The 15,352-nt window shown below is 64.3% G+C and carries 16 protein-coding genes and 1 tRNA gene; 5 read left to right on the top strand and 12 right to left on the bottom strand.

Annotated features, from left to right (window positions below; all coding sequences use genetic code 11):
• Positions 1–19 precede the first annotated feature (19 nt).
• A tRNA-Arg gene (locus DSM43276_RS06455) sits at positions 20–92 on the top strand.
• 8 nt (positions 93–100) lie between these two features.
• On the opposite strand, the gene DSM43276_RS06450 is transcribed toward DSM43276_RS06455, so the two are convergent.
• From DSM43276_RS06450 to DSM43276_RS06440, 3 genes are all read right to left on the bottom strand, one after another.
• Positions 101–676 carry a permease gene (locus tag DSM43276_RS06450; RefSeq protein WP_078328802.1) on the bottom strand — a complete coding sequence of 192 codons (576 nt, stop codon included), beginning with the start codon at positions 674–676 and terminating at the stop codon, positions 101–103.
• 61 nt (positions 677–737) lie between these two features.
• Positions 738–1,961 carry an MFS transporter gene (locus DSM43276_RS06445; RefSeq protein WP_078328801.1) on the bottom strand — a complete coding sequence of 408 codons (1,224 nt, stop codon included), beginning with the start codon at positions 1,959–1,961 and terminating at the stop codon, positions 738–740.
• Between the two features lie 151 nt (positions 1,962–2,112).
• The gene (locus DSM43276_RS06440; RefSeq protein ID WP_078328800.1) at positions 2,113–2,679 is read right to left on the bottom strand and encodes a YdcF family protein; all 567 of its coding nucleotides are present in this window, start codon (positions 2,677–2,679) and stop codon (positions 2,113–2,115) included.
• Positions 2,680–2,837: 158 nt separating this feature from the next.
• Between DSM43276_RS06440 and DSM43276_RS06435 the strand changes: the two genes are divergently transcribed.
• Positions 2,838–4,178: a cytochrome P450 gene (locus tag DSM43276_RS06435; protein ID WP_078328799.1), complete on the top strand. Its 1,341-nt coding sequence runs from the start codon at positions 2,838–2,840 to the stop codon at positions 4,176–4,178.
• Between the two features lie 5 nt (positions 4,179–4,183).
• Here DSM43276_RS06435 and DSM43276_RS06430 read toward each other — a convergent pair whose 3' ends face one another.
• From DSM43276_RS06430 to DSM43276_RS06420, 3 genes are read right to left on the bottom strand one after another with little or no spacing between them, the layout of a single operon-like run.
• Positions 4,184–4,750: an HD domain-containing protein gene (locus DSM43276_RS06430; protein WP_078328798.1), complete on the bottom strand. Its 567-nt coding sequence runs from the start codon at positions 4,748–4,750 to the stop codon at positions 4,184–4,186.
• A gap of 6 nt (positions 4,751–4,756) precedes the next feature.
• Positions 4,757–6,316, bottom strand: coding sequence for a cytochrome P450 (locus DSM43276_RS06425; RefSeq protein ID WP_078328797.1), 1,560 nt, complete (start codon positions 6,314–6,316; stop codon positions 4,757–4,759).
• Positions 6,317–6,318: 2 nt separating this feature from the next.
• The gene (locus tag DSM43276_RS06420) at positions 6,319–6,699 is read right to left on the bottom strand and encodes a hypothetical protein (RefSeq protein ID WP_078328796.1); all 381 of its coding nucleotides are present in this window, start codon (positions 6,697–6,699) and stop codon (positions 6,319–6,321) included.
• Between the two features lie 155 nt (positions 6,700–6,854).
• On the opposite strand from DSM43276_RS06420, the gene DSM43276_RS06415 reads away from it, so the two are divergent.
• Positions 6,855–7,538, top strand: coding sequence for a TetR family transcriptional regulator (locus DSM43276_RS06415; protein WP_078325297.1), 684 nt, complete (start codon positions 6,855–6,857; stop codon positions 7,536–7,538).
• Here DSM43276_RS06415 and DSM43276_RS06410 read toward each other — a convergent pair.
• The gene (locus DSM43276_RS06410; RefSeq protein ID WP_078325296.1) at positions 7,474–7,851 is read right to left on the bottom strand and encodes a VanZ family protein; all 378 of its coding nucleotides are present in this window, start codon (positions 7,849–7,851) and stop codon (positions 7,474–7,476) included. The genes DSM43276_RS06415 and DSM43276_RS06410 overlap by 65 nt on opposite strands.
• Before the next feature lie 77 nt (positions 7,852–7,928).
• Between DSM43276_RS06410 and DSM43276_RS06405 the strand changes: the two genes are divergently transcribed.
• Positions 7,929–9,146 (top strand): acyl-CoA dehydrogenase family protein, encoded by a 1,218-nt coding sequence (locus DSM43276_RS06405; RefSeq protein ID WP_078328795.1) that lies wholly within the window; start codon positions 7,929–7,931, stop codon positions 9,144–9,146.
• Positions 9,147–9,172: 26 nt separating this feature from the next.
• Here the strand turns inward: DSM43276_RS06405 and DSM43276_RS06400 are convergent, their stop codons facing one another.
• Both DSM43276_RS06400 and DSM43276_RS06395 read right to left on the bottom strand, forming a co-directional pair.
• A complete protein-coding gene (locus DSM43276_RS06400) occupies positions 9,173–11,797 on the bottom strand; it encodes an AAA family ATPase (RefSeq protein ID WP_078328794.1) in 2,625 nt (874 codons plus the stop codon).
• A complete protein-coding gene (locus DSM43276_RS06395) occupies positions 11,794–12,975 on the bottom strand; it encodes a metallophosphoesterase family protein (protein ID WP_078328793.1) in 1,182 nt (393 codons plus the stop codon). The genes DSM43276_RS06400 and DSM43276_RS06395 overlap by 4 nt, the downstream gene beginning before the upstream one ends.
• A gap of 132 nt (positions 12,976–13,107) precedes the next feature.
• Between DSM43276_RS06395 and DSM43276_RS06390 the strand changes: the two genes are divergently transcribed.
• Positions 13,108–13,620, top strand: a complete 513-nt coding sequence (locus tag DSM43276_RS06390) for a SixA phosphatase family protein (RefSeq protein ID WP_078325292.1) — start codon at positions 13,108–13,110, stop codon at positions 13,618–13,620.
• Between the two features lie 9 nt (positions 13,621–13,629).
• Here the strand turns inward: DSM43276_RS06390 and DSM43276_RS06385 are convergent, their stop codons facing one another.
• From DSM43276_RS06385 to DSM43276_RS06375, 3 genes are read right to left on the bottom strand one after another with little or no spacing between them, the layout of a single operon-like run.
• The gene (locus tag DSM43276_RS06385) at positions 13,630–14,148 is read right to left on the bottom strand and encodes a DUF3558 family protein (RefSeq protein ID WP_078328838.1); all 519 of its coding nucleotides are present in this window, start codon (positions 14,146–14,148) and stop codon (positions 13,630–13,632) included.
• A gap of 32 nt (positions 14,149–14,180) precedes the next feature.
• Positions 14,181–14,738 (bottom strand): DUF3558 domain-containing protein, encoded by a 558-nt coding sequence (locus tag DSM43276_RS06380; protein WP_078325291.1) that lies wholly within the window; start codon positions 14,736–14,738, stop codon positions 14,181–14,183.
• Positions 14,735–15,265, bottom strand: a complete 531-nt coding sequence (locus tag DSM43276_RS06375; protein WP_211196758.1) for a DUF3558 domain-containing protein — start codon at positions 15,263–15,265, stop codon at positions 14,735–14,737. The genes DSM43276_RS06380 and DSM43276_RS06375 overlap by 4 nt, the downstream gene beginning before the upstream one ends.
• Positions 15,266–15,352 lie beyond the last annotated feature (87 nt).

The following is a 15,352-nucleotide window of genomic DNA, read 5'->3' as shown; positions in this document are numbered from 1 at the left end:
AGGCTGTCAGGGCCCTGATGCCCTCGTAGCTCAGGGGATAGAGCGTCTGCCTCCGGAGCAGAAGGCCGCAGGTTCGATTCCTGCCGAGGGCACACACGATTTATTCGGCCGTAGGACCTTCCGTCACGGCGGCAGCGTCACGGACCTGCTGCTTCTCGACCTTCACGCGCCGTCGCCAGTTGCGCACGACGAAGTACACGACAACCAGCACGATCAACAACGCGACGATCGCCCCGATGGCTGTCGCTCCGCGGAATCCCGGTGCCTCGACATCGAGCACTCGCTCTCCGGCATGTGCGGAATTACTGGTGCCGAACACGATCGTCAGGGTCATCAGGTTGGGCACCGCGACAATCACGGCGAGCAGCGTCAACACCCCGGCGAAGAACTTCCCACCGCGGCGGCCCCGCAGCAAAAACGCCCACAGCGCGAGCAATAGCGGTATGCCGGTGCACAACAGCCCGAGCGTGAGCCCGCTGCCAATTCCCTTGCTGAAACTGCCGTGACCGGACATGTCGGCGATGCGTTGCGCCCACCAGCGCGGGATGAAAGCCGACAACGCGAAGTACACCGCCACCAGCGCCAGTAGCAGAGCGATGACCCCGATCACGCGCCCGCGCCATCTCGCCCAGAACGACTCTTTGCCCGCAGGCCTTACCTCGCCGCTCCCAGCCATACTGAAAGGCTAGGCGAAGAGAACTGACTTCGTGGGCCAGAAAGCAGCGATCGGTATGAATTCAGTCTGCTGCCAGCGCGATGGGCCGCCGCCGGGCGTACAACAGCGACAACGCGAGCACTCCGAGCCCCGCGACCGCCAACACCGCGCCGACAAGAGACGGCGCGCGGTAGCCGTACCCGGCGGCGATGACCAGACCACCGAGCCACGCCCCGCCGGCGTTGGCCATGTTGAGTGCCGAGTGATTCAGCGCGGCGGCCAGCGTCTGTGCGTCATCGGCCACATCCATCAGTCGGGTCTGCAGCGCGGGCACCAGTGACGTTCCCGCAACTCCTACCGCGAACACCAGCACCAGTGCGGCCCAAATGTTTCCGGATACCACCACGAAAACCACCAGCATCACCGCGACCAGCACCAGGCTGACGGCGATGGCCCGGACCACACTGCGGTCCGCCATCCACCCGCCCAGCACGTTTCCCGTGACCATGCCGATTCCGTAGAGCGCCAACGCCAGCGGGACGGCAGCCTTGGGCAGTCCGGCGACGCTGGTGAGCGTGGTGCTGATGTAGGTGTAGAAGGCGAACATGCCGCCGAAGCCCACGATGCCGATGAGCAGGGTGAACCACACCTGCACGCGACGCAACGCGCCGAGCTCGGTCAGCGGATTCGTGATTTTCATATCCGTCAGCCCCGGCAGGAACTTGAGCAATGCCCCGATCGTGATCAGTCCGATGACCGCGACGACGGCGAACGCCGACCGCCAGCCCACGGTGTTGCCCAGCCAGGTGGCCACGGGAACCCCCACGACATTGGCCACCGACAGCCCCAGCATCGTCTGGCCCACGGCCTTGGCGCGTTCCCCCGGACCGGCGAGGTGGGCGGCCACCAGGGCCGCCACGCCGAAGTACGCGCCGTGCGGCAGGCCCGAGATGAACCTGGACAAAATCAGCGGCGCGTAGCCGGGCGCGAACATGGTGGCGGCATTGCCGATGGTGAAGGCGATCATGAGCGCGATGAGCAGTGTCCTACGCGATGCACGGGCGGTGAGCGCTGCAATCACCGGCGCACCGACGACGACACCCAGCGCGTAGGCACTGATGACATGCCCCGCTTCCGGCTCGGTGACACCCAAACCGTGCGCGATATTGGGAAGCAGCCCCATTGCGACGAATTCTGTTGTCCCAATGCCGAATCCACCTACGGCCAGCGCGAAGATGGCGCCCCGGCGCACTCGCGGCGACACCGGCGATGCGGGCTGTGCGCGCGAATCGACAACGGCAGTCATGAATGGGCTCCTGTGCGGTATGCGGTGGATGCAGCATGCCTAAGACACACGGCGGCGCACACCGATGAGCGCCTTGATCGGTCAACCACCGATTCTGCCGGGTTCATTCCCTTCAGGCGAACTGTGGTCGTCCCACCGTTGTCGGCAGTCGTCAGCGGAATGGGCTGATGATGTCGCGCATGAACTGACCGATATTGGTGGGCGCATTCCCGTCAGGGAAGCTCGCGGTGGCCAGCACATTGCCGCCCGCATCGGCGAAGTTCCTGTCTGCACGCTGCTGGTGGGTCGAGTTCGTCACCAGAATGATTCCGGAGGCGCCGGCCTGCTTGGCCAGCGGAACGGAGAACTGCGCGTTCTGCACTGTGCTGTTGGCGCGCGGCTCCACCACGATCCGGTCGGACGGATATCCCAGGCCGACAAGCATATTGCGCATCTGCTCGGCCTCCGACACGCCGTTCTGCGGGTTGCCGCCCGTGACGATGATGAATGAATTCGGGAACATGTTGGCGATCGCCCTACCGGTCGCGACTCGCTGATAGAGCTTGTCCCGCATGGAGCCGTCGGGCTTGAGCCCATATCCGAGGATGACGACCGCCGGTTTCGAGAAGTCCTTGCCCATCGCCATGGGTTCGGCGCTCGTCGTCGCGGGAGTACTCAGCGTAAGGACAGCGCTGACGACCATCGCGGTCGTCCATCGAGTGATCAATGCGCCCTCCAAGACCTAAGTGACTTCTGAGACGGACGAGATACATGGTGCCAGAGTTACCCCTGTCAAGTCGACCCGCCGATCAAATCTCCCGCGATTTCCCCTGGTGTGACCGACATGACAGATGTAGGGTGTGTTATCAGACACATGTCTACTAACACCACAACGCCGTGGAGGGTGACGTGACCGAGGCCTCAACCATCGATCGAGACGCCGATACACCCGAGCCGATCGCTCCCCCGCTCGTGACACTTCCCAAGCTGGCCCAGGGCATCGCCTTCGTGGCCTCACGGCGCTGGACCACGAGCAGGCTGGCCAAGAAGTACGGCAAGGTCTACACCATCAATATCCCCAAGTTCGGGTACACGGTCGTGGTGGCCGACCCGGATCTCACCCGGCAGGTGTTCACCACCAGCACCGAGATTCTGGGCAATATCCAGCCCAACCTCAGCCAGCAGCTCGGACCCGGATCGGTCTTCGCGTTGGAACGCAACGAACACCGGCACCGCCGTAAGTTGCTCGCACCGAAGTTCCACGGCAAGGCCATGATTCAGTACGAGCAGATCATCGAGGAAGAGACTCTGCGCGAGTGTGGGTCATGGCCCGAGGGTCAGCAGTTCGAAACCATGGAACCGATGATGCGGATCACGCTCAACGCCATCCTGCGCGCGGTCTTCGGCGCCGACGGAGCCGAGCTGGATGAGCTGCGCGAACTGATCCCGCCGTGGGTGGTGCTGGCCTCTCTGACGACTCGTGTGCCGCAGCCCAAGCATGACTATGGGCGTTTCAGTCCGTGGGGCCGGTTGAAGACCTACCGTGCGCGCTACGACGAAGTGATCGCACTCCTCATCGATAAGGCCCTCGCCGCAACGGATTTCGAGGATCGCACCGATATCCTGGCCCTGCTGTTGCGTTCCACCTACGACGACGGCACCACCATGTCGCGCAGCGATGTCTGCGACGAGCTACTCACCCTGCTGGCAGCCGGCCACGAGACCACCGCCACCACACTCGCGTGGGCTTTCGAACGGATCACCCGGCACCCTCGGGTGCTGTCGCGCCTCGCCGAGGAGGCTCAGACCGAGAGCGGCGAATACCGTCAGGCGACAATCCTTGAGGTACAACGCAGTCGGCCGGTCATCGACTTCGCAGGCCGCCACGTGCTGGCACCGTACGTCGACATCGGGCCGTATCGCATCCCGCAGGGCCACTCCCTCGTCGTGAGTATCAACCTCATGCACGATGACCCGGCCGCCTTCCCCAACCCGGGACGATTCGACCCCGAGCGCTTCACAGACGCCAAGCCCGGCAACTCGTGGGTGCCCTACGGCGGCGGTACCCGGCGCTGTGTCGGGGCTGCGTTCGCCAACATGGAGATGGACATCGTGCTGCGGACCGTGCTGCGGCACTTCACCATTGAAACCACGACGGCACCCAACGAAAAGTGGCACTCACGCGGGGTCGCCTCGTGCCCGAAGAACAACGGACTCATGACGGTGCGGCGCCGCTGACACCGTCAGACAAGCCTGCGCAGCTCCGCCTCAACATTGCGTCGCGCGGCCGCTTCCCAACGCGCCCTGCCCGCCTCGGTATGAAAGAGCTCGTCCTTGTCCAGCAGCGCACCTAACACCCGCGCACGTTCGGGCCGGAACACCTCGTCGGGAACCGACGCGTACTCCTCACGTACCGCATCGACATATCGCACGTAGCGATCTGCCGATGCGCCAAGCACCGAGAGATCCGCATCGCTGAGCACGGCACCGTTGCCATCGTCCGGCTCGACGCGATGCGTCTCGGTGAGCACGACCAAGCGCGCCACTTCGTCACCGATGCTGGGAGGCAACAGCTCCCGGGCCAGTTCCGCGGATTGTCGCTCGTTGTCTGCCCGACCGATCTCATACACCGCGTCGTGGAACCACGCCGCCAGCTCGACGGGTTCGCGATCGAAGAGCGCGCCGTCCTGCGCGAGCAGATCCACCGCGTCGAGCACCTCGCGTAGGTGCACAACATCGTGGTGACGCCGGTGCGGCTCGGACCATCGGCGCAACAGATCCGAGCGGAGCTCGTCGGTGAGTACCGTCATCACCCGTCAGGCGTGCCGTTTGCGCAGCTGCATGCGGATCTCGCCTTCGGGGCCACCGGTGAAAGTCACCTCGCGGCGTGGCTTCTGACCCGGCACCAGATCCAATTCATATGCCTGGGCCAGCGAAGCGATCCCGATGACGGCTTCCAGGTTCGCGAACCCCGAGGCGATGCACATGCGCTTGCCCGCACCAAAGGGCATGTGCGCCTTGCGTTGTTCGGGCTGAAGGTTCTCCTTGAGGAAACGTGAAGGATCGAATTTCTCCACGTTCTCCCACACCCGCTCGTTGCGGTGGATGCCCTCAATGAGAACCGCGACAGTCGTCCCAGCGGGTATCGGGTAAGTACCCAACACATCATCCTCCTTGGCAGACCGCGCCAGACCGATGATCGGCGGGTACACCCGCATGGCCTCGTTGATCACCGCCATGGTCCACGGCAAGTTCTCCACATCAGCGGCCGTCGGCAGCCGGCCCTCGAGCACCCGGTCGACCTCCTCACCGAGCTTGGCGCGGGCATCGGGGTTGCGGGACAACAGATACCAGGTCCAGGCGAGCGCGGCAGCCGTCGTCTCGAACCCCGCACCCAGGAAGGTCATCAGCTCGTCACGAATCTCCAGGTCCGTGTACCTCGCCCCAGTCTCGGGATCTTCGGCGGCCATCAGTAGCGCAAGCAAGTTGTCCTGCCGGGTAATCCGCCCACTGCGGTGGTCGGCGATCAGCTGGTCGATGGTGTTCTCCACCCAGCGCAGCCCCCGCATCGTCTTCGGGGCGACGACCGATGCCCCGATACGCAATGCCCGGATAGCCAGACGCGGTGTGTGCGCTGACAATTCGTCGGGTCCGTGAGTGGCCAGCTTGTCCACCAGCCATCGCAACGGGGGCGAGGCCCCAACGATGAAACCCACGCCGAAGAGCTTGAGCAGTCGCGCAAAACTGATCCGCATCTTCTCGGCCATATCACCGGCCAGGTCGATGCCGAACATGGTCTGCGCGACGATATCCATGGTGAGGTAATTCATCTCGGCGGTGACATCGACCGCCTTACCCTGCTCGTGTAGCACGTCCCAACGTGCGAGGGTGCGCGCTGACGCTTCGGCCATCTGGGGGGCGAACAGGTCGACCTGACGCTTGGCGAAGATCGGCTGCACCAACCGCCGGTTGCGGTTCCATAGCCCTTCATTGAGGTCGGTCACCAGACCCCGGCCGAAACCCACGGCCAGCAAGTCATATTCGGCACTCTTGATGTAGTTGTCCTGATTCGCCACCAAGACGTGGCGCGCCAACTCGGGGTTTCGGACGATGACCATCTTCCGCATCGGTGCGCGGGCGACGATGACATCATCCTGGCCGGGCAGGTCCGCGATGTACTCGGAGATGGTGTGCCGGTACGTGGACCAGACCGCACCCAGGGCCATACGCCATGACTTCAGATAGCCGACCTTGGTGTCGTGCCACCGCAGGAACGTCGGGCCACCCGGGTAAAGGTCATGATTGAGCGGACATGCACCGATCTCCGCGGGTGGCAGCGTGGAAAGGGGTTCTGGCTGCAACGCTGGAGCCGACACGATTAGACCCGTTCCTGCTCCGAGGCGCCGTCGCGTGCCTCGTCAACCTCTGGCTCGGAAGTCACCTCTTCCACCACGGCGTCGATCTCGTCCTCGGCGATGCCATCATCGGCGTCAGCGTCGTCAGCAGCGGCGACATCCTCATCGACGCGGTCGACATCGTCATCCTCGGTCAGGTCCTTGGCGTCCCACCGCTCTTGATCGGCACGCGCCCGCTTGCTGGCCTCCGCGATTTCGAACCCGTCAGCCACGACACCGCTCACCTCGCGCCCAACTTCTCCCACCGTCCGCGTGATGATGCGGATGATCCGGCCGACACGCGACCCGACCGACTCCACGACTTCCTGGACGACGTTGACGTTGCGCTCAACAGGTCCCACCATGCTGCACTGCCCCTTCGAATTCGGTGGCTAAATAGTGAACAATCGTGCACTGAGATCAGTGTGCGTAACGTAGATGAACCTGTCAATACCAGACATCAACGCGGTTTCGAACGAAACAGGTCAAGCAATAAGAGTACGCCCGTACACTGACAGGTATGCGCCATAGTCGTGCCGAGAAGAAGTTGCACACCCGCCGCGCATTGCTCGACGGGACCTTGGATCTCCTCAAGGTGCGTGGCTTCGCCGCCGTAAGTCTGCGCGAGGTGGCCAGATCCGCGGGTCTGGTTCCCACCGCGTTCTATCGGCACTTCGAATCGATGGAGGACCTCGGTACGGTCTTGGCCGAGGAGAGTGTCCGTGTGCTTCGCGACACCTTTCGTCAGGCCCGACGCGAGGTGGGCAGTGATAACCCTGCCAAGATTCTCGGTCTCATGGTCGACCGCGTGAGCGAGCACACGAACAACTTCCGGTTTCTGGTACGTGAACGTCATGGCGGCTCGCCTCAGGTGCGGCGAGCCATCAACAACGAAATGCGCATGCTCACCAACGACGTGGTGGTGGAGCTGGCACGCAACCCGGCGACGAACCATCACACCACCGAGGATCTTGAGATCGCGGCGGAGCTCATCGCGGGCTCGATCCTGAGCACGATCGGCATGTTGGTGGACACCGATCATCCCACCGAGGCTGACGCGAACGCCGCCCTGAATCGCGCGCTGCGCCAATTGGACCTGGTCACCAGCGGGCTGGCTCACACCGGCACTATCACGACCGTCATTCCGAAGCCGACCAACGCCGACACTGACCACGAGTCTTCTGCCACAACCACAGGCCCGTGAGCAGTCCGACCGCATCGGCGAGCAGATCCAGCAGGCTCCCGTCGCGGTGCGGAACCCACAGTGCCTGAATCACCTCCGAACACGCGGCGAAGGCCAGAACCCATGCCAGCGTGATTTTCTCGCCGATCCTCGCAAAACGCGAAGACACCGCCAACATCGCGAAGATCAGAACGTGTGCCACCTTGTCCGCTCCCGGCGGACCCGACGGGACGGCGCCACCGGGTGTGAACAACAGCAGGCAGGCGACCGCGAAGGCACCCAACAGCGTGAGCCAGCGAAGGCACCACAAACAGGACTGAACTATCCGAATCATCGTGACCCATATTGCCGCTTCGGTTCTGGCTGATTCAAAGCGATGCCGGCCATGGGCATGCTGCGTAGAACGAAGACATGACTTCCGCTCCGTCAGTCCTCGACATCCGCGCGCTGCCCGGCACCGAGACCTACCGGAATCTGCTCGCCCAGGTGGCGAGCGGGGCGCGGGATCGCGATCTTGCCGACGAGAATCCCTTCGACCAGGTTCGGCTACTCAAGGAGGCGGGGATCGGACGGCTGCGCATCCCCGTCGAGCTCGGCGGGGCGGGACTGTCTGTGCGGCAGCTCTTTTCCACCATCATCGATCTCGCGCAGGCCGACCCCATCGTCGCGCACATCTTCCGCACCCACTTCTGGTTCGTCGAGGAACGACTGCGCACGCTGTCGGATCCGTCGTCTGCTGCCTGGCTGACCAAGGTGAACGAGGGCAATCTCTTCGCCAATGCGTTCAGCGAGAAGGGTGCATTGGCCGTCGGCAGCCTGGTGTTCAACACCCGGCTGCTGCCGGCCGGTCATGGATATCGCTTGAACGGTGAGAAGTTCTACAGCACCGGGACATTGTTCGCGGACTACCTCACGGTCACCGCGACCACCGACCGCGACTCGGTGGCATCGGTCATTGTCCCCGGTGATCGTGACGGAGTGCGGCTGGTGGACGACTGGGACGGGTTCGGCCAGCGACGGACCGGGACCGGGACCACCATCTTCACGCAGGTTGACGTCGCCGAGGAAGAAATCCTTTCCGAAGCACCGTATGACGCGGCCGCGGTGCCCACCACGCAGTACGCCTCGCTACAGCTGTACATCCTGGCGATAATCGCCGGTGTGCTGCGGTCGGTCGTGGACGACGGTGTGGCGCTGTTGCGCTCCCGCCAACGTAATTTCAGCCATGCTCTCACCGAACGTCCGGTCGACGATCCACTGCTGCAGCGCACCCTCGGCGAGCTGAGCGCGAGCGCCTTCGCCGCGGAGGCAGCGGTTCTCGCCGCGGCCGATGCCATTGACGCCGCCACCGCATCCTTGCGCGACGGAGTCCCCGATGCGCAGCTGGCCGAGGAGGCACAGCTAGCGGTTGCCAAAGCGAAAGTACACATCGATGCCGTCGCACTCGATGCCGCCACCAAACTGCTGGATCTGGGTGGCGCCAGCGCCTCGAGCCGGAGCCGTAACCTGGACCGGCATTGGCGCAACATCCGGACCATCAGCCTGCACAATCCGGTGCACTACAAGGCCCGGGTAATCGGCCAGAACCTGCTGCACGGCACGCCGCTTCCCGCGAACGCCTATTTTTAAGGGGTCCGGAAGGTCTGCCGGCTCGCTCAGGCCGACAGGCTGATGCGCTGCGCCCCGGTGACCGCGTCATAGCGGTCGGGGCTGCAGGTCAGCACGATCACCTGCGCCTCGGTACCCACCGCGCCGAACACCTCCCCCATGCGCTCCAGTCTGTCGCTGTCGGTGAAGCCCAGCGCGTCGTCGATGATCACGGGCACCGCGTCCTGCGGCGCCACCAACGCCGCACTTGCCAGCCGCGCGACGATGCCCAGTTGTTCCTTAGCGCCGCCCGATAGCGACTCATAGGGAACAGTCCGGCCCTCCAATGTCCGGCTGCGGATGCTCAGATCGCTGTCGATATCCACTTCGAAGGTGGGGCCGAAAACCATGCGGCCCAACCGCTCCAGCTCCGCACGGAACGGGTCGACATAACGCAACCTCATACCGTCCCGGTGCCGCAACATCACTGAGCGCAGCGTGTCGACGGCCCGGGCCTTGGCGCCTATCCGCGTGAATTCCGTTGCCGCGTATTCCCGTTCAGAGGCAGCGGCATCCAGTTGATCCTTGCGGCCCTGTCTGCCAAACACCTCCAGCCGCACCGCGATGTCGCGCAGCCGATGCCGCAGCGACTCGTGCCGCTGATCCAGCCCCTGCGCCAGCACGGAGACTTCGGCGAGTTCGGTGCGCACCCGGTCGGCTTCCAGCGCGGCCAGCTGATTCACGAGATCGATGACACGACGCTCGGTCAGGTCCGCCGCTTGCACCGCCTGATCATGGCGCTCGGTCAGCAGATCATCGGAGGCCGACGCCCGCACCTGAGCAAGACGCTGCTCCGCAGCGGCCAGCTCTTCGGCACGTGCGGCTTGCTTTTCCCGCAATACCGTTGCCTCGGTGGACTTCTCGGCGAGCCGCTGACCGGCCACCTGGACGGCCTGGCGGTGCGTGACCTCTTCGGCCTGCAGCCGTTCCACCTCGGTTACCAACCGGGCGACCTCGGTGCGCGCCTGCGCCGGATCGATGGCATCCCATAAGCCGGTGGCCTCCGGTGCGAGCTCACGCAACCGGCTGAGCTTCTCCCGTAACGTGTCCAGGTTGTCCGAGCCCATCAGCCCATCGAGTAGCGCTGTCAACCGGTCGCGTTCGGCATTGAGTTCGGTACGCCGTTCATACTGCTTCTGCGCCTGCCCGACATCGGCAACACCGGCGGTGGCCAGTGCGGCGGCGAGCGCCGCGCGGGCGGCGTCGAGGTTGCCACGCAGTTGAGCCGCGTTGGCCCCCGGAATGATTCGGGTGACCGCTACACCCGGAGCGGTGATCTCGATGGTGTCAGCAGCCGCACTCGCCCACTGCTCTCCGGCCTCGACCCGCAGCTGCTCGCCGTTGACAGTGATGTCGACATCGGCAAGCGCCCGGACCTCCACCCGCGCCGAAGCCGTGTCCAGCGCGACCTCTGCCATGCCGACAGCGCGCACCGCGGACTCGATCGCCCCTAGAGACTGTGCCGTGATGACCAATGCCGAGAGCTCCTCGCCAACCGACGTCAACTGGCGGGTCGTGAGGTCGATACGCGACACCCTGGCCGCCAGCCCGTCCACCTCGTCCCGGGCGAGCGCGCGGTCCAACGTGTCTCGGGCCGTCTCCAATTGGGCACGGGTGCCGTCTATGGCTTGAGTCGCTTGCGTCGCGGCGGTCTCGGCAGCCTCGGACAGCTGCTGTGCCGTTTCGTGCGCCTCCTTCGCGGCCGATGCGTGCTCCGCGAGCCCAGCGATCGAGGCACGGCGGGCCTGGATATCGGCAACCAGCTGTGCCCGCTCATCGCGTTTGGTCTGTGCCGCCACCGCTGCGGCTTGCGCTGCCTCCGCGACCACGGTCGCGTTATCGCGCTGCTGCAGCAGTGTCGAGACAGCTTGGGAGGCTTGCTCTAACGGAGCCAGGCGGCGACTCACCTCGGCACGATCGGCGATGACGGTGGCCAGCTCTCGGGTCAGCTCGTCATGCTCGCGAACCTGCTGATCGACCTCTGCGACGGCGGCGTTGGCGGTGACAAGAGCGTCCTCGGCGGCGGTCAGTCGCAGGTCGGCCTTGGCCCACTCGCCGGTAGGGCGTCCGGTCGCGGTGAAGTACAGCGCGTATTCAGCATCGATCCGCTCCACCAGGTCGGGCTCGCTGCCCGAGAGCGCAACCGATTGCCCAGCAGCCAGATCCAGGGCACGCGTGAGCGCATCGCTCGAGGACAAGTCGAGCACACCCGCACCCGCCGACTGCAGGACCCGTTGCGCCTTCCACAGGTTCATGTCAATGGACTGATCCAGCATGTCCAGCACCCGTTGATGCGCCTCATCGCCGGAGAGCTGCTCGCGGCGCGGCTCGATGATCGTCAGGTGTGTCTCGGCGCGCTTGTGGAAACGCTTGCGGTACACGAATCGAAAAGCTCCACAGCTGATTTCGGCCTCGACCTCAGAGCCGACATCGGCGAAGGTGGGCTTGACCTGCTTGACATCCTTCTTGGTGGAGCGATCTTTGGATTCGATCAGCAGGTCAAGCGCCTCGATCATGGACGTCTTGCCGATCTCGTTCGCCCCGCTGACGACCACAACACCGCGATCGGGAAAAGTGATGTCGCGATGGGCGATTCCGCGATAGTTGGTCACCGAGAGGCGGTGCAGCTTCACGCCGCCGACCCTCGTGTCAACGAGCCTTTCGCCGGAGTGCCTCGTCCGGCATGAGAGGTGAGGCGCAGCAACAACGACAGCGCCCCCTGGGCATCCGCCGATGATGCCCCGTCGGCGGCCGCCATCTCCTTCAGCTCGGCGATCGCCGATTCGGCGAAACCGCCAACGCCGAGATCACTGAACTCTCCATCGGCAGGTACCACCGCAATATCGGTGTGCCGCTCCCACGTCCGCACGCTCGCGAAAAGCCGGGTGTACTTGTCCAGACACTCTTCCAGCACGGCGTTATCGGTGACGCTGAGCGTGCCGGTCAGAGCGAGGCGCACCACCGTGCGCTCCTTGTCGGGCAGCAGTTCGAGGTTGAGTCCCAGATCGGCGATATCGCGCGCGTTGTCCACCGACCGCCGCAACGTGACGAACCGCCATCTACCCACATGATGGGCATCAACCTGCACCGCACCCGTTTCGTCCAGACTCACCACGAGGGCGTGTCCCGGATCGGATTCGACATCGTCATAGTTGGTGACCTCAGGCGCGCCCGAGTACCAGACACGGCCACTAGAACCCACCTGAGTTCGGGAGTGCTTATCACCCAGCGCCACGTAATGGACGGCACCACGGGCAAGAGCGTCCTCGACGGCCTTCAACGCGATAAGCGCAGGCTTCGTCGGGTCGGGGTCGAGAACGTCGACACCGCCATGGGCCACCACGATGCGCCGGGTGCCGTCGGCGGGTAGAGCCTCCAGCTGTTCGGCCACGAGATCATGCGTGGGCGCCTTCGATCGCCACGGCACGGCAACCAACTCAACTCCGGCAGCCACCTGATGGATGCCCGCGGTATCGAGCACGTGGACGTTCGCGGGCTTTTCGGCCAAGAACAGCTCGCTGGTGTACACCGAGGCCGCATCCAAGGGATCGTGGTTGCCAGGAAGCAGATAGATGTCCACACCGACGCCCCGCATCACCTCCAGTGCCTGACTGATCACGCGCGGGGCCAACTGATTGGACTCGAACACGTCTCCGCACACCACCATGAAATCGCAACCCTGCGCCACGGCAACCTCGCCGAGAGAAGCGACGGCCTCCCGGCGCGCGGCCGAGTACTGCGGCTGGGCTTCACCGGCAAGGAAATGCCGTGTCATGCCGAGCTGCCAATCAGCGGTGTGCAGGAACTTCACATGCGAAGTCTATTGCCGCCCACCGACAACCTCTGGGAGGCCGCGCCTGACCCTTGGGCCCGGCCGGACGAGTTATCCACAGGTCTGGCATTTGCCCGGCGCTCACCGCGTAGCCCGGCTACCGTACGAATCATGCCGGAGGACGCCAAGCGCACCCTGATCCTGATGCGCCATGCGAAGTCGGCGTATCCGCCCGGAGTCGACGATCACCAGCGTCCGCTGAATCTGCGCGGCACCCGACAAGCCACCCAGGCTGGAACGTGGCTGCAAGACAACTTCAATCGGATCGACGCGGTGCTGTGTTCGACCGCCACCCGCACCCGGGCGACGCTGACCCAGACCGGGGTCCACAGCCAGCTCGTCAGATTCAGCGACAAGCTCTACGACTCGACGGTGGGAATCACCCTCGGTGAGATCAATGCGGTACCGGATTCCGCGACCACCGTGCTCGTCGTCGGGCACGAGCCCACCACATCGCAGCTGGCGCTCGCGCTCGCCAACACCGGCACCAGCAACGCGGAGGCCGCGAACCGGATCTCTACGAAGTTTCCGACCTCGGCAATCGCGGTGCTGACGACTCGTTCGCCATGGTCACGGCTCGAACTGGCGGGCGGATCGCTGACCAAGTTCCACGTGCCGCGCTAGCGGGTCGCCTCAGACCTTCTCCGCCACCTGGGTGGACAGCTTCATCGCGCAATGGCAGGCGTCGGACGATGTGCCGTGACCTGCACCGAGCAGCGTGACCGCCAATTCGAAGAACTGGTCGTTCCCGTACTCCAACGCGGTCACGCACATCCCATACGTCGAACTGATGAAACCGCTCTTGCCTCCGGCCGAGAAGTCCTTGACCTCGTCGCGCGTCCGTTCCTCTCCCTCACGCTCGCGGCCGATCGGGCTACCCCGATACCAGGAGAGAGTGACGTTCGGGAGCGCACTCCAGGATCCGTTCGGAGACCACGTGCACCCGGCGGGGGTCTTTGCAATCAGCTTGAAGTCAGACCGGTGCACAACGGCCGCGATATCGCGTGTGGTGAGGCTGCCGCACTCGGAGTACACGGGGCCGACCCGGATGTCATGCCCAACCGTTGCGTCGTGCCCGTCGAGTTCACGGAGGTGGCTGGAACATCCAGAGCTGAGCAGGAGTCCCGAGGCCAGCACAAGACACAGCAGTATCCCGGCGATACGGGACGAGCGAACACGACCTGTCAGATGTTGACTGACAGCGTCATCTCCATCAATTTGATTGCCTGCGTGCATGAGTCTCCGCCTTGGCCCTGCGGGTTGACCCACCATCCAACAACACCTGCGGCATCGCTGGCAACTCCACAGGCGCCCGGCTGGTCCGGCGGCTTCATCACGATCGACCGAATACCCTGGATCGCCCGTTCCTGGACGTTGTATTTCAGACTGTTCGCTGTGGCCTTTTCGGCTTCGAGGCTGCCGGTCTCGAACCAGAAGCGGGTGATGTCGACGAGGCCGCCACTCTTACTCATGGCCTGCCACCGGCATAGCGCGCCCACAAAGGTGCTCTGAATATCCCTTGGATCGGCGTCGACGGCCTTGGCGAGGACGTCGGTGGTGAGAACGTCACACTCCTTGAGCAGGTTGGGGTACTTCTGCTCGGCGGGCGTGCCGTCACCCAGATCGCCCTTGCCGGGCATGACCGCCTCGCCGTCGACGGTGCCGCCGCAGCCGGCCGACGCGAATGTGACCAGTGCGATGCAGGCCGCCGCGAACAGCGACTTCGTTTTCCGATGCGTCATTTCTTGGCCGCCTTGATGGACGTCTCGGTCAACTGCTTGGCCACGTCACAGGAGTCGGGAGCGCCTGATCCGGGCTCGAAGTTGATAGACCATTCGATGAAGTCGTTTCCGAAGTCCATGCCGATCTCACACAGCGTGGTCACGGTGCCCGGGTAGCCGTTGGTGGCGATAAATCCCTTGTACCCGGCGATCTCGATGTCCTCGACACTCGGGCGCGTCCGCTCTTCCGTCGCGCGCTCGCGACCGATGGGACTGCCGCGGTACCAGTTGAAGGAGAAGTGCGGTCCCACAATGCTTCCACCGCGGAGCCAGACACAACCGACAGAGTTCTTGGCGGTGCCGACCAGGCCCATGACCTTGGTCATCTGCGTCATCGCCTGGTCGCTGACGCCGCCGCACTCCGTGAACATCGGACCCTCGACGCCCTTGGACTTGGTCTGCGCCGGCGCCGTCGCGTTCGGCGCCGCGCCATTGGGCTCATCGGACTTATCACCGCCCGAACAGCCCGCCAACACAAGTGCAACCATCGCCAGCGCGACCGCACACTTGCCCCACACGTCGCGCGAATCCAAGCCCAACCTCACATGTGCACTGTAGCGGCACAAACCGGAGTC

It is taken from the genome of Mycobacteroides salmoniphilum, from assembly GCF_004924335.1.
Taxonomy (GTDB): Bacteria; Actinomycetota; Actinomycetes; order Mycobacteriales; family Mycobacteriaceae; genus Mycobacterium; species Mycobacterium salmoniphilum.
This window is presented reverse-complemented; position numbering and strand designations above follow the sequence as displayed.

Excerpts from the sequence above, each read along its gene's own strand:
- DSM43276_RS06390 (WP_078325292.1), top strand. The coding sequence starts at position 13,108 with ATGCCGGAGGACGCCAAGCGCACCCTGATCCTGATGCGCCATGCGAAG.
- DSM43276_RS06450 (WP_078328802.1), bottom strand. The coding sequence starts at position 676 with ATGGCTGGGAGCGGCGAGGTAAGGCCTGCGGGCAAAGAGTCGTTCTGG.
- DSM43276_RS06415 (WP_078325297.1), top strand. The coding sequence starts at position 6,855 with ATGCGCCATAGTCGTGCCGAGAAGAAGTTGCACACCCGCCGCGCATTG.
- DSM43276_RS06445 (WP_078328801.1), bottom strand. The coding sequence starts at position 1,961 with ATGACTGCCGTTGTCGATTCGCGCGCACAGCCCGCATCGCCGGTGTCG.
- DSM43276_RS06375 (WP_211196758.1), bottom strand. The coding sequence starts at position 15,265 with ATGGTTGCACTTGTGTTGGCGGGCTGTTCGGGCGGTGATAAGTCCGAT.
- DSM43276_RS06410 (WP_078325296.1), bottom strand. The coding sequence starts at position 7,851 with ATGATTCGGATAGTTCAGTCCTGTTTGTGGTGCCTTCGCTGGCTCACG.
- DSM43276_RS06420 (WP_078328796.1), bottom strand. The coding sequence starts at position 6,699 with ATGGTGGGACCTGTTGAGCGCAACGTCAACGTCGTCCAGGAAGTCGTG.
- DSM43276_RS06380 (WP_078325291.1), bottom strand. The coding sequence starts at position 14,738 with ATGACGCATCGGAAAACGAAGTCGCTGTTCGCGGCGGCCTGCATCGCA.
- DSM43276_RS06405 (WP_078328795.1), top strand. The coding sequence starts at position 7,929 with ATGACTTCCGCTCCGTCAGTCCTCGACATCCGCGCGCTGCCCGGCACC.
- DSM43276_RS06430 (WP_078328798.1), bottom strand. The coding sequence starts at position 4,750 with ATGACGGTACTCACCGACGAGCTCCGCTCGGATCTGTTGCGCCGATGG.